This window comes from Lutibacter sp. A64 (assembly GCF_022429565.1).
Classification (GTDB): Bacteria; Bacteroidota; Bacteroidia; order Flavobacteriales; family Flavobacteriaceae; genus Lutibacter.
In genome coordinates this window covers 601,178-622,832 of record NZ_CP092487.1, presented here as the reverse complement: position 1 = coordinate 622,832, position 21,655 = coordinate 601,178, and the positions used below count along the sequence as shown (strand labels likewise).

Sequence of the window (21,655 nt, the reverse complement as noted above, 5' to 3'; positions counted from 1 at the left end):
AATTATTATTCAAAACTATATGTTCCAGTCAAATAGTCATTTGAAATTTCAATTGAAACATTGTATGTACCATCTGTAATTATGTTTCTAAAATTAGAACCACCGTGATTTGTCATTGATCCACTTAATGCACTTGGGTCATCTGCTCCAAAATCATTATCCCAAGGAGAGAAGAATTTCATATCAAAATTAGCTTTTAGGCTTGCTGAAGTCGTAAATTTATATGGGTGAACATAGGTCATTAAATATTCGTCTCTATCATCCCATTTTTGATTTATTTCATCCCATTGATACAATGTAATATTGTAATAACTCCAAGATAATTTAGCATTTGAAAAATCAATACTAAATGCATAAGCTTGATCTCTTTCAACTGCAATTCCATCACTACCAGCACTTATATTTGCATTTACAGTTACTTTAGTATCATTAGGAGTATCTGTTGCTCCAATACTAGAATAAATAGTATATCCATTTCCTGAACCATCAGATGCTGAATTTAAAGTTACAACATCACTTGTTTGCAATGCTAAATAATTAGTTGTTTTAAAAACATCACCATCTTTAGTGAGCTCTTCAATCATGGTATTATTAACAAACAAGAATAATGTTTCTGGTGTTTCAATTGGCTCTGCGGCATTTGGATCTTTTTCAATACTATAGGTATATGCATTTGATGATAAATCTAACGTTACAATCATTGTCCCTTTTTCTTCGGAAGGAATATCTTCATAAGATAAACCTTGGCTACTCGCTTCTGATTCCATAATCACTTCATTGGTAGTACCTACAACACGTTTCAATAAGTAACTCCAATCTCCATTTGCTCTAAATAAAAATCCACCAGTATCCACAAATTCTATTGCAGCTTGCCATACACCTCCACCAATATACTCTAGGGGCTCATCACCTCCCCAATTGTTAATTATTGGACTACCAACAACACTCCATCTATCAATTTTCAATAAAGAATAAGTATTGTTATCCAAGTCTACAGATATTCTATATTGACCATCTTCAGCAACACTTATTGGATCTCCATTTTTCACAAGGTTTCCTTCAAAGCCTCCATATTTATGAGCAGGTAACGATTGTTCACTGTAAAACATAAAGGTATTTCCCGCGGTTAAACTTGTGTAAATTTCATAATTATTTGAAGAATTTCCTTCTGCATTATTCAATCTTCGCAATGGAATTGCACTTGATAAATCATCACCATTTTCTGTTGCTGTACCCGATAAAAATAATTGTGTTGGAATAATTTCGTTTTCAAAACGAGTTACAATTAAAGTACTGGTATTCATTTCTTGTTTACTCAAACTTTGTGCTACAGCAGCCCAAGTTAAATTTACATTGGTATTTGCTGCGTACCCCGCTAAAGATAAAGCAGTATCTAAATTACCATACGATACCGTTGCTGAAAGATCTTTCCCACCATTTTCAGCTTTAATTTCCATAATAGGATTGTTATAGTCTGGATTATCTCCATCTACTATCACCACGGAATAAAAAACTCCGTAACCTGCTGACGAGGTTGCCTGTGTCCAAGTAAATGTTATTAATTCATTTGTAGTGTTTTCATCCAATACAATTTTATCATCATTTTGAGGAGATACTATTGAAGGTGTAGAAAGCTCCCATTGTCCTTCAGACTGTAAATTATCCTCTTCTTCACAAGCGCCAATAGTAAATATCACCGCTAATAAGAAAACTATTTTTATATATAAATGTTTCATTTTTATTGTTTTTTTAGTCTTATAAAGGGTTTTGTACCAATGCTGGATTTCTATCTAATTCTTGTTGAGGAATAGGCAATAAAATTTTAGCAGCTGTCATATTATAATTTACGGCACTTCCAGTTCTTAGGTCAATTGTAACTAAATTATTCATAGTTGAAACAGCTACATTGTTTCTCACTAAATCATCCCATCGCTGAGCTTCTTGTGCCAATTCAAGTCTTCTTTCATTTAAAATAGTTGCTTTCATAACTTCTTTATTTGCTTTTTGAGCAGAAGTTAAATCGGGTAAAAGAGCTCTATTTCTAATTCTATTCACCTCAACAGCCGCTAATTCTAACTGACCAGTTTCATTTAAGGCCTCTGCTTTTAAAAGTACAATATCTCCATATCTCAATAAATATTGACGATTTGAACTTGCCCAACCACTAGCACTTTTCCATTTATAACCAAATGGTATTGTAGTTCCAATTTCATTGCCCCAATATTCATCAATCCACTGTACGCTTTCAAACAAAACAGTCGCATTTTTTCGCACAACATCTCCTTCTGCATCAAAAGCGTTTACCAAATCGTGTGATGGAGTCACAAATTTTCTCCAAGTATCTCCTGATATTGAAGGAGGTAATAACATTTGAGGTCCCCAGTTTCCTTCATCACCGCCCAAAAATTGTACTTCTAGGATAGATTCACTATTGTTGTAATGATTTCCATCGAATAAATAATTGTAATCTATTAAAATGTAGTTTGCAGAGCTTTTTTCAACTTCAGAAATAAATGCCAACGCTTGTTCATAGCTTGGATTTGGTTTTTGCATACAAGCTTTTGCAGCTAAAGCATTTGCTGCACCAGCAGTTGCTCGTGCTTTATTTACGCTTGCCTCATTTCCATAAGTATCTGGTAAAAGTGTAGCTGCCAATTCCAAATCAGAGAGAATTTGCTCATAAACTTCTTCTACTGAAGCTCTTGGTAAATTAACATCTTCTGGATTTACTGATGTAACTGCTTCTAATACTAGTGGAACTCCGCCCCAAGTTTTTACTAAATTGTAATAGTGGTAGGCTCTTAAAAAATAAGCTTCACCTGTAATTTGATCTCTTCGTTCTTGCGTTAAATTAACATCTTCAACAGCATCTATTCTATCAATAACTGTATTTGCTTTTGCAATAGCATTGTACAAATTAGACCAACTACCATATACTTTTGAATTGGTTGGTGAAATGGTTAAATAATCTATTGAGAAAATTTCAGGGTTATCGCCACCTGCATAATAATTGTCAGATCTTACATCTTGAAACAGCACATTGTCCCAAATATAATAATCTGATGATTGAAATGATTCATAGGTTCCTGTGAGTGCTGCTTCAATTTGACTTGCACTGTTGTAAGCATTCGCAGATGTTTCTTCTGAAATTGGACTTAAATCCAAGTAATCTTCACAAGAAATACAAGTACATGTTACTGCGATTGCAACTATTATTTTATATATTTTCATAATACTAAATCTTTATAAATTAAAATGTAACATTGATACCGAAAATGATGTTCTTAGTTTGCGGATATGTTCCGTAATCAATTCCTCTAACAGTATTGCTTCCTCCGTAAGCATTCACTTCAGGATCATAACCTGAATAGTCTGTAATGGTAAATAAGTTTTCACCAGTAACATACATTTTTAAACTTCCCATATTTAAATTATCTAATATTTTATCGTCAAAATTATAGCTTAATGTTATGGTTTTAAATCTTAAATATGATGCGTCTTCAATAAAACGTGTTGAGATTCTTGAATTATCAGTACTTCCCCAAATAGCTCTTGGAATGTTGGTTTCATCACCAGGAGATCTCCATCTATCTAAAACGGTAATTGATTGGTTTTTTGGATCTAACATTCCTTCTGCTTCTATTTTAGTAGCATTAAGCATATCATTTCCTTGTGTTCCTTGTAAAAACACATTTAACCCAAACCCTTTATAACTTACTGTATTATCTAAAGAATATAAAAAATCTGGATTTGGATCTCCTATTACTTTTCTATCATCTGCTGTAGGTGAAAAAGTAGCTTCACCTGCATTGTTAATATAGTAGGCATTTCCTGTTGTACTATCAACACCACCATATTCATAACCGTATAAAGTTGCTAAAGGAAGACCTTCTTTAACTAAACTAGCATAACCTCTACCAGCAATTTCACCTTGAAAAAGTTCTTGCCCAACTAGGTTAACCACTTTACTTTTATTAAAAGAAAGGTTTAGTGCTGAAGTCCAAACAACCTCTTTATTAATATTGATGGTACTTAAAGCAAACTCCAACCCTTTGTTTTGTAATTCACCAATATTTTGAACGGCACTATCAAAACCAGTACTTTTTGGAAGTGGTGCATTTAAAAGTAAGTCACTTGTGTTTTTAATATAAGCATCAGCAGTAAAAGTTATGTTTCCATCTAAGAAACCAACATCAACACCTAAATTTGTTTGTTCAGATTGCTCCCATTTTAACCCTAAATTCTCAATAGATGCAGGATAAGTTCCTGGCATTGTTGTACCTCCAATTGGATAATTTGCTCCACTACCAACTCTACCAAAATAAGCGTAATTATTAATTTGATCATTCCCAACAATACCCCATCCAAATCTTAATTTAAGATTATTAACGGTTTTAGATTCTTTTAAAAAGTTCTCTTCAGATATTCTCCATCCTAAAGAGAATGAAGGAAAATATCCCCATCTATCTTCCGATCCAAAAATACTTGAACCATCTGCTCTAAAGTTTGCTGTTAATAAATACTTATTATCATAATCATAATTAATTCTACTTATAAACGAGGTATTTGCCTTTTCTGATTTATAGGCTGTTGCTACAAATATTTCAGAACCACCATTTACTGTTTTAATTCCATCACTGGCAAAATTTCTTCTTTCTATGGAACTATTTTCCCAAAAGTTTTTTTGATTTACAAAACCAACTAAAGCTTCCAGTTTATGTTTTTTAATTTCCTTATTGTATTTTAAAGTGTTTTCAAAAATGTAAAAGAAAGAGTTATCTGTATTGTAAATACCTATTCCATTTAACGCTCTACCATAACTTGTTCTATATGGATCTAAAAAATAATCATAAATACCATTGCTATCATCAATACCGTAATTAGATCTAAATGTAAAGTCTTTTAAGAAGTTTATTTCCAAGTAAATATTCCCTAAAAATCTTCTATTGTTATATTCTCTATCGCTACCATCAGTACTAGCTATTGGGTTTTCCCAATTTTGAAACGGGTTACTCGTAAAAGTTCCATCGGTATTATAAATACCAATAATACTTGGTGTATTTAAAGCTCCTAACAACACACCTCCTGTATTTACACTTGAGTTGTCGTTAATATCAACATCTGAATATTTTGAGTAAGCAACACGGGTCCCAATTTTTAGCCAGTCATTGACTTTTTGCTCTAAATTTATTTTAAAATTTGCTCTATCCATTTCTGAACTTCTTACAGCTCCAACTTGGGCAGTGTAGCCACCTGATAGATAATAGTTGGTATTTTCGCTTTTACCACCCATTGAAAGTTGATAGTTTTGAGACAAGCCAGATTGAAAAATTTCTTGCTGCCAATCGGTATGATTATTGTAATTATCCCAGTCTGTATTTTGACCAAGTTCAGTCATTAAATCTCTATACTGCTCTCCATTTAATACGGGTAATGTTTTCCATACTTGAGAAGTACCCACGTACGTATCAAATGTTATTGTTGGTTTTGAAGAGGTTCCTCTTTTAGTGGTAATAATTACAACACCATTGGCTCCTTGCGAACCATAAATTGCTGCAGAAGAGGCATCTTTAAGAATTGAAATACTTTCAATATCAGAGGGATTGATAGATCTAGTATCTGTAGTAGGTACCCCATCTACTAAATAAAGAGGTTCACTTCCTGCATTGATTGAATTAGTTCCTCTAATACGAATACTTAATCCTTGCGATGGTTTACCTGAACTAGAAAGTACTTGAACCCCTGTTGCTTTCCCTTGTATTAAGGAAGCAACTTGTGTGTTTGGTCTCGATTCAAAATCATCTGCACCTACAACGGAAACAGAACCTGTAATGTCTTTCTTTTGTTGCGAACCATAACCAACAACAACAACTTCATTCATTGCCATTACGTTTTCTTCAAGCACAGCGTTGATTGCTGTTTTTCCCATTACATTAATCTCAACAGTTTTCATTCCTATATAACTAAATATAAGTACTGCTGTAGATGGATTCTCAACGGATAATTGATAATTTCCATCAAAATCAGAGATAGTCCCAACTTCAGTGCCTTTCAATAAAATTGAAGCTCCTGGAATAGGTTGACCTGTTTTGTCTGTTACATTCCCTTTTATTAAACCTTGCTGAGCATAGGTTGAAAAGGAAATTAACAACATTAAAACTACGTATCTAAACGTTGTTTTTAAATTTGAATTTTCATTAAATTTCATGTTTGGTTTTTTTAATGATACTAATTGAGTTTGTTTTTGATTAGCTTTAAAAGCCATCTAAATGTCTATATCATTTTCATAACTTATTTACACAAGTTATTTCAATTGATATTGTAAAGAAATTGGAAATAAGGAAGGTCTACAATCACATGTAGTAAAAAAGTGGACTATTAAGAGCGCTCTAAAATAGCAAAATACTATAATACAGCTACTTAATTAAAATATTAGATTAAAAAAAAGTGGAAGTTACAACTTAAAATAGGATGTATTTTAACCGCAATATGTGTTAAATTAATTAATTGTGAAACTTTTTTTACTTTTTAGAAGCTCCTATTTTCATTACTTCATTTTCAAAATTGTCTCTTGGAACCGCTGCATTATTTTTAACTTTAACACGGTAATTGTAAATTGTATTTACCGAGTAACGAAGTAATTTTGCAATTTTAGAACTATCAGTTATTCCTAATCTTACCAATGCAAAAATGCGGAGTTCAGTATTTAAAAAGCCTTTATTCTTAGGAGTGATTTTACCTTCATCAATTAATAATTCATTTAACTTTTCAACAAAATTAGGGTAGATATGTAAAAATGTATCATCAAAATTTTTGTAAAAAAGTTTTAATTCATCATCTATTAATTGTTTAGATTTTGTTTTTTCAAATAGGTCTGCTACTTTTTTTGTAGTAATATGCCTTTTAACCATTTTTCTATAGGCATCTAATTTATCAATATAATTAGATTGAATACTTAAAAATGTGCCTATATAATGTTCCTTAACTAAACTTGATTCAGAAAGATCTTCATTCAATTTTTCTAATTTTTTATTCGTGCTATTCAGTTTTATATTCAACTTATTAAGTTGTTCGTTTACTTGTAAAAGTTCGTTTCTTGCTCTAGACAAACGTTTTACTTGTTGAAAAATATAAAATACGGTTAATAATAATATAACACCAAGTATACTTATAGCTATTAATAAATTCTGAAGTTTGGCTCTTTGAATTTCACTTCGCTCTTGATAAGCCTTTGTAATAACCGGTAATATGTTTGAAATAATGATAAAGCGAAGTCTTGAATTATAAAAATTAGCATCTTCAAAAGAGAAATTAATGTATTTATGAGCCCTATCAATGTCATTTTCTTCAAAAAGCAACAAAGCCAATGTTGTTAAAGAAGCATTGTCTTTAACAGCTGCTTGAATATCAGAAATAGCTGACAAAATCAACTGTTTTTTTTGTTCAACTGTATTTAATTCAAGCTCATAACTTAGAGATCTTTCAAAAGTAACAAGAGAATATGTTCTGGTTCCCATATTTGTCATTGCCAATCTGCGGGAGTTAACTTTCAAACTTTCTAACAACTGCCTATTGTCTCTAAACTTAGTTTCAACTATTGCCAAATACTCTTCTGTACTTGGGTCTAATCTATTAAATAATGAATCGGTATATGCTTTGTAATAATTTGAATATTTCTCTTTATTTTCATTCGCTAGAGAATAAAAACTTAAGTCTAAGTATACTTTTTTATAATTGTTATAATAACTGTTAAGTAATTTATCATCGAGGTGTACTCTATCTATATCGTTTAAAATGTCATAAGCTTCTTTATCACGACCAGAAGAAGCCAACAATTTTGCCAAATTTAATCGTGATTCATCAATAAAAAGTTGATTCTTTAAATTGTTTGCTATCGAAATATTTTGCTCAATATACGATAGTGTTTCATCAAAAGAATATGATTCGTATTCATAAATAATATTATTATTGATATGATAAATTTGCTCTAGCGTTAAACTTTCATCTTTTAATAAATCTACTAAATTATTAATGTGAAGTTCTTTTTGTAAATCATATTCATTACGATTTTCCATTGTTTTATCTAAAACAAGAAGCAATGAATCAATTTCTTTTTGAGCTGTAAGAAATTGACTAAAAAAAACTAAAAAAAATAGTGTTAAAACTCTCATGGAAAATTTGTTTTTTCAAAAGTAATAAATTTCAATTAGAGGGTTATCATCTATGTTATAAACAGTAAATACAAACTATCAATCCCTGCTATATAACATATTTGTATGCTACTTTTTTATAGGAATATCATGACGTTAAGGTTTCCTTAGATGCAGATGCTGAAATCAAAGATTCATGAACACTTAAAAAGGTAATAAAAAGTGATAGTGAGTAATCAAGTTCAGCATGACGGTACGCTATTAATTTAGTTTGTCATAATAAATAAGAGCAACTAAAATTATAGATTCATAAACTCTTTAAAAGGTAATAAAAAAAGGATAGCGAGTAAATGAATTCAGCATGACGCGAAAAATTGGTTCTTTAAAACTATTTAAAAACAGCTAACAAGACATGCTCTTATCTGAAAACTTAATTTTCAAATTTTTAACCATATCGCGTGTCATAGCATCTATATCAAATTTAGGTTTCCAATTCCAATCTTTTCGAGCATAAGAATCATCTATACTCATTGGCCAAGTATCCGCAATTTTTTGTCTAAAATCTGGATTGTAAGTCACTTTAAAATCTGGATATATTTTCTGAATTGCTTTTGTTAATTGTGCAGGATCAAAACTCATACCCGCTAAATTATAAGAGGTTCTAACTGTAATTGCTTCTTTTGGAGCTTCCATTAATTCTATAGTAGCTCTAATTACATCATCCATATAAATCATTGGTAATGTTGTTGTGCTATTTAAAAAGCACTCATAATTTTCATTTTTAATGGCTTTTATAAAAATATCAACGGCATAATCTGTTGTACCTCCACCTGGCAACGATTGGTATCCAATTACACCTGGATAACGAATAGAACGAATGTCTAGACCATATTTTTCAAAATAATATTTACTCCAATTTTCACCTGTAACTTTACTCATTCCATAAACGGTTGAAGGTGTTAAATTAGAATATTGGGCAGTATCTATTCTATCTATATTAGCGCCAAAAACAGCAATAGAACTCGGAAAAAACACCTTATCAATAGCATTAAGTCTTGAAACTTCTAAAACATTAAAGAATGTTTTCATATTAATATCCCAAGTATTTAGTGGATATTTTTCTCCATTTGCAGACAAGATAGCTGCTAAATGATAAATTTGCGTAATTTTATATTTAGACACAATTTCTTGTATTGCATCAAAATCCGTTGCATCTAATGTTTCAAAAATTCCTTTAAAGTTTGAATCTAATCTCAAGTCTGACGCTATTACATTAGTAACACCATACTTTTCTTGTAATTTTTTAGTTAAAACGGTTCCTAATTGACCACTTGCTCCGGTAATTAATAATTTATCTTGATTCATTTTAAACGTATTTTTATAAGAATAAAATTACAAATTTTTAAACATAATCAATTAAATAAACTTATAATTCAATTAAAATAAGTAATTTTATCTTTTAAATACTAAATTTTATTAAATTTTATCTAAAAACAACTTTTAAATAATATCAAACCAGTAATTTTATCTTTTTATGGAACGATTAGACGATATAGATCTTAAGATTTTAAGAATTTTACAAGAGGATTCAAAAAAAACTACCAAAGAAGTTTCTGAACTCTTAAACCTATCCGCATCACCTGTTTATGAAAGGATTAGAAGGCTTGAAAAAAATGGCTATATAAAAAAATACGTAGCTATTTTAGATAAAAGACTTGTTAACCAACCAATTACTGCTATATGTATGGTCTCTTTAAGATACCATAACGAGGGTTTTATTGAAAAGTTTGAACGCCAAATTAAAGCTTTAAAAGAAGTGCAAGAATGTTATCATATGGCGGGTAAAGTAGATTTTTTCTTAAAAATAAATCTTGGCGACTTAGACGAATATCATGAGTTTGTACGCTTAAAATTATCTAAAATTGAAAATATTGGTGTTTTGGAAAGTTATTTTGTTTTAAAGGAAATTTACAGCACTACAGCCTATTATTTTTAAATGTGAAATTTATTAGTGACTGTCTAAAAAATAAAAATGCACGTCAACCTGAACTTGATTCAAGTTCTCATAATAATGGATATTTAACAAGGTGAGCTGCAGAATCAAGTTCAGCATAACGAATACCAATAAAAGATTTAAAGTATAATTTTTTATAACTTAAACAAAAAAATGAATCACTTCCAAAAAAATGCTGAAATCAAACGTTCATAGATTCCTTATTCTAAAATAAGAAAGAATGAGTAATTGATTTCAGCATAATTATTGTCAACAATTAGACAATAGTGCTATACTTATTTTTTTAGTACTTTTTTAAGCACTACATCTTTATCTAATTTTTTAGAACAGAAGTACCAATCTTTACAATCCATATCTTCTTTTCCTTGCATTCTATCTTCAGCAGCACCACAAGAACCTGCAGGGCCAATAATTACATCATCACCTGGTCTCCAATCTGCTGGTGTTGCAACACCAAATGCATCTGCTGTTTGTAAAGCAACTACAACTCTATACAATTCATCAAAGTTTCTACCTAAGCTTAAAGGATAGTAAATAATTGTTCTAATAACACCTTCAGGATCAATTACAAATACGGCCCTTACAGCTTGCGTTGCAGCTTCATTTGGCTGTACCATTCCATATTTTTTTGCAACTTCCATAGTAATGTCTTCAATTAAAGGGAATTTAACCTCAACATTTTTCATTCCTTTGTATTCAATTTTATCTTTAATTGAACGCAACCAAGCTATATGACTGTATAGACCATCTATAGATAACCCAACTAGTTTACAATTAGCATTTGCAAACTTTTCTTCTAAACTAGCAAACGTTATAAATTCTGAAGTACAAACTGGTGTAAAATCTGCAGGGTGGCTAAATAAAATTACCCATTCTCCTTTATAATCGTTTGGAAAATTAATATCTCCTTGTGTAGTTACAGCTTTAAATTCTGGAGCTTTATCTCCAATTCTTGGCATTCCTGTGTATTCTTTTTCTTCTTCCATTTATGTATGTTTTAAATATTTATTATTTTTTTATAGCGTAAATTTAAAACATAAAAGCCACAACAATTGTAACCTAAATCACCCATAAACGTTAAAAATAGGTTAAAGAAATAACTAAATTTTAGAGGGTTAAATTCATTTTATTTAGAAATTAAATTACAATACCAAAATTTAGAATCCCAAGTAGCTGATTTATCTGAAGGATATGTTTTTAACACCTTCTCTCCTATTTTAAAAGGTATTGGATTTTTAAAAATTGGACCATCAAAAACAAAGGTATGGAACTCACCGTTTTCACCACAAACATCTACATTTTGTGGTAAATCATTAATAAAACTTTCGTCAACAATTCTACCAACAAAACTCTTGTCTAACAAATTTGCATTTACAGCTACAGTAATAGCTTTAAACCCTAAACTTATAAATTCTTTAATAATAGTATTAGTATCTAATTTCCACAGAGGAAAAACACCATTTATATTAAGTTCGGCTAATTTAGTTTCCCTAAATACTTTTAGATCTTCTAAAAAAATATCTCCAAAAACCGAATATTTATAATTTTTTGAATTTACAATTTTAGCAAGCTCAGCTTTCATAATTGTATTGTAACTCTCCATAGAAACCTCTTCTGGAAAATATATTTTATACAATGGTAAACCTAGTTCTTTTGCTTGTAAATCCAATAAATTTTCAGATACACCATGCATAGACACTCTGTTAAATTTTTGATTTACCGTAGTTACCAAACTTCCAATGGCATACTCCCTGTTTTGTAATATTTTATACAATGCCAATGCCGAATCTTTCCCTGTACTCCAATTAAAATATGCCTGTTTCACAAATTATAGTTTTTGGTAAAAATAAAACAAACAATACAATTTATACAATGTTTTAATTAAGTTAATTTAAGTACATTTGGACCTTTAATTTTTATAATTTATGAAAAACTTTCGCCTTTCACTTCTAATTTGTACATTTTTTACACTTATAAGTTTTGCTCAAACAATTCAATCACCTTCAGAATTTTTAGGATATGAATTAGGAACACAATTTACAAGACACCATAAAATAATAGATTATTTTAACTATGTTAGTTCTAATTCTGTAAATGTTTCTCTAGAAAAATATGGTGAAACAAACGAACATAGACCCTTGTATGTTTCTTTTATTTCTTCTGAAGAAAATAGTAAAAATTTAGAAGCTATTAGAAAAGCTAACTTACAAAAAACTGGAATTATAAAGGGTGAATCTGATTCTGAAATTGGAATTGTTTGGCTAAGTTATAATGTACACGGTAATGAAGCTTCTGCCTCTGAAGCTGCAATGTTAACTTTATATAAATTAATTACCGAAAAACAAGATTGGCTAAAAAATACAGTTGTTATTATTGACCCTTGTTTAAATCCAGATGGTAGAGATCGCTATGTTAATTGGTACAACCAAACCAAAAGCACCCCTTATAACACAAATCCAGATGTTATTGAACACAAAGAACCTTGGCCTAGCGGAAGACCAAACCATTATTTATTCGATTTAAATAGAGATTGGGCTTGGGCAACTCAAATTGAATCGCAACAACGTTTAAAAATATATAATAAATGGATGCCACAAGTTCATGTAGATTTTCATGAACAATTTATAAATAATCCATATTATTTTGCACCTGCTGCAGAACCTTTTCACGAAATTATTACAACTTGGCAACGTGATTTTCAGACTGAAATTGGAAAAAATCATGCAAAACATTTCGATAAAGAAGGCTGGCGCTATTTTACAAAAGAATCTTTTGACCTATTGTACCCAAGTTATGGAGACACCTACCCTACGTATATGGGGGCTATTGGAATGACATATGAACAAGCAGGGCATGGTATGGCTGGTTTGGGTATTGTAACAGATAATAAAACCGTTTTAACACTAAAAGATAGAATTGCACACCATACAACTACGGGACTTTCTACAATAGAGGTTGCAGTTAAAAATACATCAAAAATGTTAGAAGAATATGCTAAGTTTTTCGACAATTCTGAACTAAAATATAAAAACTATATTTTAAGGGGAGCTTCTGAAAAAATTCAAGGAGTAGTAAACTTTTTACAAAAACATGAAATTGATTTTTATATTTCTGAAGGAAAAAAAGTTAAAGCATATAATTACAACACCAAAACTACCGAAAACTTTACAACAAATAAAAATGATTTAATAATTTCTACAAACCAACCAAAAGGAAAAATGGTGAAAGTTTTGTTTGAACAAGAAACACAACTTTCAACACCAATAACCTATGATATTACTGCTTGGAGCTTGCCTTACGCATACGGTTTGCAAGGTTTTGCAACCGAAAACAACATTACTTTCGACTCTGAATTAGTAGAGGTTAACAAGCAAAATTACACAAATAAAATTGCTGAAAATGCCTATGCTTACTTACATAAATGGAATGAAGTTTCTGATGCTGAATTATTAGGTGATTTATTAGAAAAAGGATTTAATGTACGCTTTAGTTATAAAGATTTTTCGGTTGAAGGGAATGAATTTAAAAAAGGATCTCTAATAATTATGCGAGGTGAAAATAAACATATTCCTAATTTTGATGCAGTTATTGTTGAAATAGCAAACAAATTAAATAAAAAACTAACTACAACTAATACTGGTTTTGTTGCTACTGGAGCAGATTTCGGGTCTTCTAATGTGCAACTTATAACATCTAAAAAAATTGCTGTTTTAGCTGGAGAAGGAACTTCATCTCTAAGTTTTGGGGAAATTTGGCACTTTTTTGAAAAGCAATTAAAGTATCCTTTAAATATTTTAAACACTGCAAATCTTAACAGAATTGACTTAACTAAATACCAAGTTTTAATTTTACCAAATAGCTATAGGGCAAATGAACAAACTCTAAAAAAACTTAACTCATTTGCTTCAAACGGAGGAAAAATAATAGCACTAGGTAGCGCCGTAAATAATTTTGCTGATAAAGAAGGCTTTGGCTTAAAAAAGCAAAAAACAAAAGAAGATAAAGATGCTAAACAATTAAATTTAATTCCGTTTGACCAACGAGAAAATGAAAGCATTAAAAATGCAATTACAGGTAGTATTTTTAAAAGTACTGTTGATGCGTCACACCCTTTAGCTTTTGGATACGAGAATAACTATTACAGTTTAAAACAAAGTTCTACATCGTACCAATTATTAGAAAGTGGATATAATGTAGCTTATTTTCCAGAAAATTTTGAACATGTATCTGGATATGCTGGTTCTAATGCTTTAAAAGATATTGATAACTCACTTTTATTTGGAATAGAAAGAAAAGGTAGTGGTACTATTATTTATATGGTAGACAATCCTTTATTTAGATCTTTTTGGCAAAACGGAAAACTATTTTTTGTAAATGCAATTTTCTTGAATTAGATATTAAATCCGTTCATATTTTTCTGAAAATACATTACAGGAACCTTATAAATAGAGAGGCTGTATAAAAAGTAAAATTCTCATCAATAGGATGCTAATTTATAATTTTTTATACAGCCTTTTTTGATTTACATTAATTTATAAAGTTCTTTAACCTCTATTACTTCATAATAACTAACTATAAATCAACACCTTTAACCTTTCTTAACTAGTGTAAATTTAATAAAACTTTAAAAAAAATTAAAAATAGGGTAACAAAATAATACTTCAGTTTATCTATTACTATAAACTAAAAAAAGATATTATGAGGACATTATTTAAAACATTTTTGCTAGTGATAACATTTTTTACGCTAACAAATATAAACGCACAAAATGAGACTAATAAAAGCAATTATTTTCAAATTAGTCCAAGAGTTGGGTACGACTTTCCAACCTATAATAACAACACTCCTTATATAGATTATAAAGCTGGTTTAGAAGCTGGAATATCTTTAGATTATTACTGGAAATGGTTTGGTATTGGAGTAGACTTCGATTATATAAAAAACAAACCTGAAAGTACGTACCCTACCGAAAATTTGATAGGAAGCGGAGGTTTAATAACAAACTTTAATTTAAGTGAAGCTAGTATTACGCGTATGTTTTACGGAATTGGTCCTAGTTTTAAATACGAAAACCAACAAGGTAATTTAGTTGGAGAACTAAATACCAGAGCTGGTTTAGGATCTATAAAAGGTGGTAGAACACTTTTAACGGATGCTGGCACAAACGATTTATTAAATTTTCATGCAGGTTACAATGCTAAAAACGTAATTTCTGCAAAAGCCCAAGCACGCATTACTTACTTTTTCAACAAAACATTTGGAGTACACGCTGGAGCCTATTATTTAAGACATTTTGATGTTACGGAAACATTAGATTCAGGCTTAGGGATTTCTGCTGGATACCACCCAATTACAACTATGGATGGACAAAATATGTTAGATAGAAGTGGTCCAATTGTTAGAGAAGCTCCTTGCGATTGTGATATTGCATCTGTAGGTGTATTTGCTGGATTAACCATTAAATTAGATAAAAAAGTATGCAGTGTATGTGGATTAGATCATTTCCCACATTGTTGTGCAACCTGTGGTTGTGGTGTAACAGTTACTGCAAAAGATAAATTTACAGGCGAAATTTTACCAAATACAGCTATTGTTCTATCAGATATAAACGGAAATATTATACAAAGTGGTACAACAAATTCTTATGGAGTTGTAGTTTTTAACGATGTTGAACCAGATAATTACATTGTAAAAGGAAAACTTTATACTATAGACCTTGAAGAAACCAGCATTACTAAAGCAGAATTTAAAGATTGTAAAGCTGATGGATCTACAATTCAAAAGGTAATTGTATATGCAGATGAAAACTATATTTTAAAAGGAAATGTTGTAGAATGTAATACTGCAGACGGAATTAAAGATGTAGCTATTTTACTAAAAGATAAAATTAATGCTAAACAAAAAAATACAATCTCAAATACTGAAGGTAATTTTATTTTTCACCTAAAACAAGCTTCAACTTACGCTTTAAATGGTAAAAAAGATGGTTATTTTTCTAATGAGGTTGAAGTAACTACAGATGCATACAATAGAAATTCTTCATTATTTATAGACTTTGAAATGTGTATTGACCCTTGTGGAAAAGCAATAAAATTAGAAAATATAAATTTTGATTTAGATAAAGCTATAATTCTACCAGCAGCAAAACCAGATTTGGATTATGTTGTAAGATTAATGCAAGAAAACCCAAATATTACTGTAGAAATGTCTTCTCATACAGACAGTCAAGGTAGTGATGAGTATAACCAATCTTTATCGCAACGAAGAGCAGACGCAACAGTAAACTACATTGCTAGCAAAGGTATTTCACCTAGTAGATTAATAGCTCGAGGTGCTGGAGAAAGCGAACTTAAAAACACAAAATGTACAAATAATGTACCATGTACAGATGAAGAACACCGTATTAATAGAAGAACAGAATTTAAAGTAGTTTGCTTTTAATACAAAATAATCTAATAAATAATTAAATAACAAAACCAAGGCAAATTTACAATTAACAATGCCTTGGTTTAATTAAAATATAAAAAAATGAAAACACTATATAGTAAATACAGCTCCCAAAAAAAATCGATTAATTTCAACTATCTAAAACTATTATTTTTAGGTCTTATTTTAATTATAGCTTCCTGTAATGAAGATGATGAAAGTTGCGAATACACAGAAATATGTGAAGAATATTGCGAACTTTTTGAAGATTTTGAAGACGATAAAGTTGAAAACCCAGGTAACTGGTTAGGCTTATCTTTAAATGATTTACAAGTTCAATTAAGAGCTGGTTCTAATGTATTATATGTAGATGACGGTAGTGGTGCATCTTGGGCTTATAATACTACAGATTTTCCAAGTGATTTAATAGCACAAGGTTGCGAACTACATTATGATGTTGAATATTTTGCAGGCGCTAATAATAACACAGCAACAAACAATAGCCTTGTAATTTTTGACGGAACTAGTCCTGCAGCCTCATCAAATATTGCTAGTTTTGTTTTAGACCCTGCTAGTTTAGTAATTTCAGGAAATGCCCCAGTTACCATTGAAGTTCCGTTAGAATTAGCTACAGAAACAACCTTACCTTCTAATACATTTGGTGCTTGGACAATTAATGGTGTTAATAATACCACACCTCCTACACCAGCCGATATTTTAGCTTTTAACACACTTATTCAAAATATAAGCGGTGTTGCTTTCTTTATTGATGAAGGAGGAAATCCAGTTGAAGAATGGTGGTTTGATAATTTTTGTTTTAAACAATGTTGTCCGTAATAGTTATAATTGAAAAAGGCAATTTTGAAATTTCAAAATTGCCTTTACTATTTTATAAATTACCAAATAAGTAATTGTTAATCTTCAATTAATTAACAGGTTCCCCATACAAATCAAACTCTGAAGCTGAAGTAATTTTAATTTGTGCAAATTTACCAACTTGCACATAATATTTAGTAGCATCAATTAACACTTCATTATCAACATCAGGCGAATCAAATTCGGTTCTACCAACAAATACGTTTCCATCTTTTCTATCAATAATCACCTTAAAAGTTTTACCAACTTTTTCTTGATTCAAATCAAAAGAAATCTGACTTTGTAATTCCATAATCTCATTTACACGTTGTTGTTTCACCTCTTCTGGAACATCATCTACTAAATTAGCTGCATGTGTATTTTCTTCATGCGAATATGCAAAAGCACCTAAACGTTCAAAACGCATTGCTTCTACCCAATCTTTTAATTCTTGAAAAGCAGCTTCTGTTTCACCTGGATATCCAACAATTAATGTAGTTCTAATTGCCATATCAGGAACCGATTTTCTAAATTCAGCAAGTAAATTAGTTGTCTTTTTGTGTGAAGTACCTCTTCGCATCGATTTTAAAATATCGTCATTAATATGCTGTAAAGGAATGTCTAAATAGTTACAAACTTTAGGTTCGTTATGTATTACTTCCAACACATCTAACGGAAATCCAGTTGGAAAAGCGTAATGCAAGCGAATCCACTCTATACCATCAATTTTAACCAATTCTTTTAACAAATCGGCCAATGCTCTTTTTTTGTATATATCTAATCCGTAATACGTTAAATCTTGCGCTATTAAAATAAGTTCTTTAATTCCTTTTTTAGCCAATTTTGTAGCCTCAACAACTAAATCTTCAATAGGAGTTGAAACATGTTTTCCTCGCATTAATGGTATTGCACAAAAAGAACAAGGTCTGTCGCAACCTTCAGCAATTTTTAAATATGCATAATGAGTTGGCGTTGTTGTTAAACGTTCTCCAACCAATTCGTGCTTATAATCTGCATCTAATACCTTTAACAAGTTCGGTAAATCATGAGTACCAAAGTATTCATCTACATCAGGAATTTCCTTTTGTAAATCTGGCTTATAACGCTCACTTAAACAACCAGAAACATACACTCTATCAACTTCTCCTAATTCTTTCTTATTTACATAATGCAGAATAGTATTAACCGATTCTTCTTTGGCATCTCCAATAAAACCACAGGTATTTATAACAACAATGTTTCCTTCATCATTTTCATCTTCGTGTACAACGTCTTTATTATTTGCTTTTAATTGCCCCATTAAAACTTCACTATCGTAAACGTTTTTTGAACAACCTAAAGTAACTACGTTGATTTTATTTTCTTTTTTAGATTTTGTACGCACAAATTTTATTTTTAATAATATTTGCAAAAGTAATCAAACCTTTTCAATTAAGTTTAGTCTAATTATAAATACCTGAAATTTAACTTTCTCTAATGAAAAAATATTTAAGAACTTTACTTTTACTAATTAGCATTGTAGCTTGTGACAAAAATGAAGAATTAACCGAAATATCACAATCTACATATTTCCCTCCGCTAACTGGAAATACTTGGGAAACAGTCTCTCCTTCTGAATTAAATTGGAATGAAACTGAAATACAGCCTTTATTAAATTATTTAGAAGAAAAGAACACTAAAGGTTTTATAGTTTTATACAATGGAAAAATTGCTATTGAATCATATTTTAATAATCATTCTATATCAAAACCTTGGTATTGGGCAAGTGCAGGTAAAACCTTAACCTCTATTACAACAGGTATTGCCGAAGAAAAAGGCTTTATAAATATCAATAATAAAGTAGCTGATTATTTAGGTACTGGTTGGACAAGTGCTCCAATTAAAAAGGAAAACATGATTACTTGTAAACATTTACTTAGTATGAACTCCGGTTTAGATGATAGCTTAGGAGACAATGTAGAGCCAATAAATTTAAAATTTAAAAGTGATGCTGGAACACGATGGGCATACCATAATGTATATGTTAAATTACAAGATATTATAGAGAAAGCTTCTAATCAATCATTTTCAGCATTTTTCAATTCCAATTTGAAAGATAAAATTGGAATGACTGGAACCTGGCTACAAACTGGTGACTTTAATATTTACTATAGCACAACGAGAAGTATGGCTAGATTTGGTTTACTTACCTTAAACAAAGGAACTTGGAATACTACCAAAATTGTAAATGAAACATTTTTTAACGCTTCTATAAATACTTCACAAGACATTAATAAAGCTTACGGATATTTATGGTGGTTAAATGGAAAATCTAATTACCACTTACCACAATCTCAATATGAATTTCAAGGTGCATTAATTCCAGATGCTCCAAATGATTTATATGCTGCTTTAGGTAAAAATGATCAAAAAATTTACGTATCGCCCAGTAAAAAATTAGTTGTTATTAGAATGGGAGAAAGTGCTGATGATACAAATTTTGCGCTTTCTAATTTCGATAATGAACTATGGCAAAAACTAAATTTAATTATAAATTAAAATACTATTTATAATTATTTGGAAGCGTTCTTACTTTCGTTAATTTTTCAAAAGCATATCCTAATTTTAATAATTTCTCTTCTTGAAAAGGTTTTGCTATAAATGTTAAACTAATAGGCTCTCCTGTGCCTTCATACCCCATTGGTACAGCTAAACACGGATATTTAGCTACAGCTGCAAAACCTGCATGATAATTATTTATTGATAAAATAGCATCTAAATTATGTGTATCCATTGGAGTATTAAAAAATTCAAGTCCTTTTGTATGTAAATTTTGTTTTATCAATTCAAATGCTTCAATTGAAGTAGTATCTTGTAAAATAGCCTCAAATAATTGTTGTCCGTAAGGCGCTCGTTTTACAACATCTTGTAAATTAAATTCGACTATAGATTCAATATTTGAAATTTTTATATTTTTATCTGCATCATTTCTTAAATACGCTGGTAAATCTTTTTTCATATCAATACGCAACAAAGTTAAAAACCCATTTAATGAAATTTTAGGTTGTTCAAATTCAATAATTTCCGCTCCTGCTCTTCTTATAACTTGTATTGATTTTTTATAAATTGAATCTGTTAATAATTCTTTAAACACCCCTACTCTTTTTCCTCTTAAAGTTGAATAATTTAAAGAATCTACATACTTTAATTGTTTATTATTTCCCTTTGTTATAATATCGTTAGCATCTTCACCCAACATTGCCGAAAGTAAAATTGCAGTATCAATAACACTTTTTGTCATTGGACCTGGTGTATCTAAAGTACTTGAAATTGGTACAATTCCTGTTCTACTTAACAAACCTACTGTTGGTTTTAAACCTACAACAGCGTTTTTACTTGAAGGAGATAAAATTGATCCTGAAGTTTCTGTACCTACTGCTGCTACCGCATAATTAGCGGCAACACTTACACCACTTCCAGAACTAGAACCACCGGTTTCAAATATTTTTCTTCCATACGGATTTAATGTTTGTCCGCCAATAGCACTATAACCGACAGGGCAATCGCTACAAAAAAAGTAAGCCCACTCACTTAAATTTGCTTTCCCTAAAATTAAAGCTCCTTTATCTTTTAGTTGTTTAACAATAAAAGCATTTTCTGTATTTAAATTTTCTGAAAGAGCAAAAGCTCCAGCGGTAGTTGGCATTCCAACAGTATTAATATTATCTTTTAAAAGTATAGGTAAACCGTATACAGCATTTTTTAAATTAGCAGGTCGTTTTCTATCCTTTTCACGTGCTTCTTCAATAATAGTAGGGTTTAGAGCTATAATACTATGTAGAGCTAAATTAGAATTGCTTTCATATTTCCTAATTCTATATAAGTAAAACAATACAATTCTTTCATAAGATAAAATTCTATTGTTTACATATTCTTGTATTGTAGGAATATCTTTCTCTAAAATAAATGGTACTAAATTTAAATAATCATCTTCTGAAAAGTTAGCTAAATCTTCTTCAAATGGTTTAAAAACTTCATTCATATCTAAATATTTAGATTGAATTAATTTAAATTGCATTCTATTAATTTCGTGATTTTGCTGTTCTAATAACTCTGTTGATTCATCGTATTTTGTAAAAATAACAGGTTCTTCTTTTTGTTTGCACGCATTAAGTAAAATAAATAATAGAACTACAAAAAATATATTTTTCATTTGATTTGATTTTACAGA

General features: G+C 30.2%; 14 protein-coding genes. 5 read left to right on the top strand and 9 right to left on the bottom strand.

All coding sequences use genetic code 11. From position 1 onward, the window contains the following. Nucleotides 1-5: 5 nt before the first annotated feature. The 5 genes from MKD41_RS02380 to MKD41_RS02360 all read right to left on the bottom strand — a co-directional run bounded on the left by MKD41_RS02380 (nt 6) and on the right by MKD41_RS02360 (nt 9,515). On the bottom strand, nt 6-1,736 hold the full coding sequence (locus tag MKD41_RS02380) for a SusE domain-containing protein (RefSeq protein WP_240243852.1): 1,731 nt from the start codon (nt 1,734-1,736) through the stop codon (nt 6-8). A gap of 19 nt (nt 1,737-1,755) precedes the next feature. Next, nucleotides 1,756-3,231: a RagB/SusD family nutrient uptake outer membrane protein gene (locus tag MKD41_RS02375; protein ID WP_240243851.1), complete on the bottom strand. Its 1,476-nt coding sequence runs from the start codon at nt 3,229-3,231 to the stop codon at nt 1,756-1,758. A 19-nt stretch (nt 3,232-3,250) separates the two neighbouring features. Then, complete coding sequence (locus MKD41_RS02370) at nt 3,251-6,208, bottom strand: SusC/RagA family TonB-linked outer membrane protein (protein ID WP_240243850.1); 2,958 nt, start codon at nt 6,206-6,208, stop codon at nt 3,251-3,253. A 313-nt stretch (nt 6,209-6,521) separates the two neighbouring features. Continuing rightward, nucleotides 6,522-8,171, bottom strand: coding sequence for a DUF6377 domain-containing protein (locus MKD41_RS02365; RefSeq protein ID WP_240243849.1), 1,650 nt, complete (start codon nt 8,169-8,171; stop codon nt 6,522-6,524). A 381-nt stretch (nt 8,172-8,552) separates the two neighbouring features. Beyond that, nucleotides 8,553-9,515 (bottom strand): NAD-dependent epimerase/dehydratase family protein, encoded by a 963-nt coding sequence (locus tag MKD41_RS02360; RefSeq protein WP_240243848.1) that lies wholly within the window; start codon nt 9,513-9,515, stop codon nt 8,553-8,555. Nucleotides 9,516-9,684: 169 nt separating this feature from the next. Here MKD41_RS02360 and MKD41_RS02355 point away from each other — a divergent pair, with 169 nt between their 5' ends. Continuing rightward, nucleotides 9,685-10,146: an Lrp/AsnC family transcriptional regulator gene (locus MKD41_RS02355; RefSeq protein ID WP_240243847.1), complete on the top strand. Its 462-nt coding sequence runs from the start codon at nt 9,685-9,687 to the stop codon at nt 10,144-10,146. 293 nt (nt 10,147-10,439) lie between these two features. Here MKD41_RS02355 and MKD41_RS02350 read toward each other — a convergent pair whose 3' ends face one another. Both MKD41_RS02350 and MKD41_RS02345 read right to left on the bottom strand, forming a co-directional pair. Further along, complete coding sequence (locus MKD41_RS02350) at nt 10,440-11,150, bottom strand: peroxiredoxin (RefSeq protein WP_240243846.1); 711 nt, start codon at nt 11,148-11,150, stop codon at nt 10,440-10,442. A 140-nt stretch (nt 11,151-11,290) separates the two neighbouring features. After that, nucleotides 11,291-11,989, bottom strand: coding sequence for a diphthine--ammonia ligase (locus tag MKD41_RS02345; protein ID WP_240243845.1), 699 nt, complete (start codon nt 11,987-11,989; stop codon nt 11,291-11,293). Between the two features lie 100 nt (nt 11,990-12,089). Between MKD41_RS02345 and MKD41_RS02340 the strand changes: the two genes are divergently transcribed. The 3 genes from MKD41_RS02340 to MKD41_RS02330 all read left to right on the top strand — a co-directional run bounded on the left by MKD41_RS02340 (nt 12,090) and on the right by MKD41_RS02330 (nt 17,427). Then, on the top strand, nt 12,090-14,558 hold the full coding sequence (locus MKD41_RS02340) for a M14 family metallopeptidase (protein ID WP_240243844.1): 2,469 nt from the start codon (nt 12,090-12,092) through the stop codon (nt 14,556-14,558). Between the two features lie 304 nt (nt 14,559-14,862). Next, on the top strand, nt 14,863-16,605 hold the full coding sequence (locus tag MKD41_RS02335; RefSeq protein ID WP_240243843.1) for an OmpA family protein: 1,743 nt from the start codon (nt 14,863-14,865) through the stop codon (nt 16,603-16,605). 87 nt (nt 16,606-16,692) lie between these two features. Then, entirely contained in the window at nt 16,693-17,427 is a 735-nt protein-coding gene (locus MKD41_RS02330) for a hypothetical protein (protein ID WP_240243842.1), read from the top strand. Between the two features lie 88 nt (nt 17,428-17,515). Here the strand turns inward: MKD41_RS02330 and rimO are convergent, their stop codons facing one another. Next, nucleotides 17,516-18,829 carry a 30S ribosomal protein S12 methylthiotransferase RimO gene (gene rimO, locus MKD41_RS02325; RefSeq protein WP_240243841.1) on the bottom strand — a complete coding sequence of 438 codons (1,314 nt, stop codon included), beginning with the start codon at nt 18,827-18,829 and terminating at the stop codon, nt 17,516-17,518. 92 nt (nt 18,830-18,921) lie between these two features. On the opposite strand from rimO, the gene MKD41_RS02320 reads away from it, so the two are divergent. Continuing rightward, nucleotides 18,922-19,983 carry a serine hydrolase domain-containing protein gene (locus MKD41_RS02320; RefSeq protein ID WP_240243840.1) on the top strand — a complete coding sequence of 354 codons (1,062 nt, stop codon included), beginning with the start codon at nt 18,922-18,924 and terminating at the stop codon, nt 19,981-19,983. A 4-nt stretch (nt 19,984-19,987) separates the two neighbouring features. Here the strand turns inward: MKD41_RS02320 and MKD41_RS02315 are convergent, their stop codons facing one another. Further along, entirely contained in the window at nt 19,988-21,637 is a 1,650-nt protein-coding gene (locus MKD41_RS02315) for an amidase family protein (RefSeq protein WP_240243839.1), read from the bottom strand. Nucleotides 21,638-21,655: the final 18 nt, after the last annotated feature.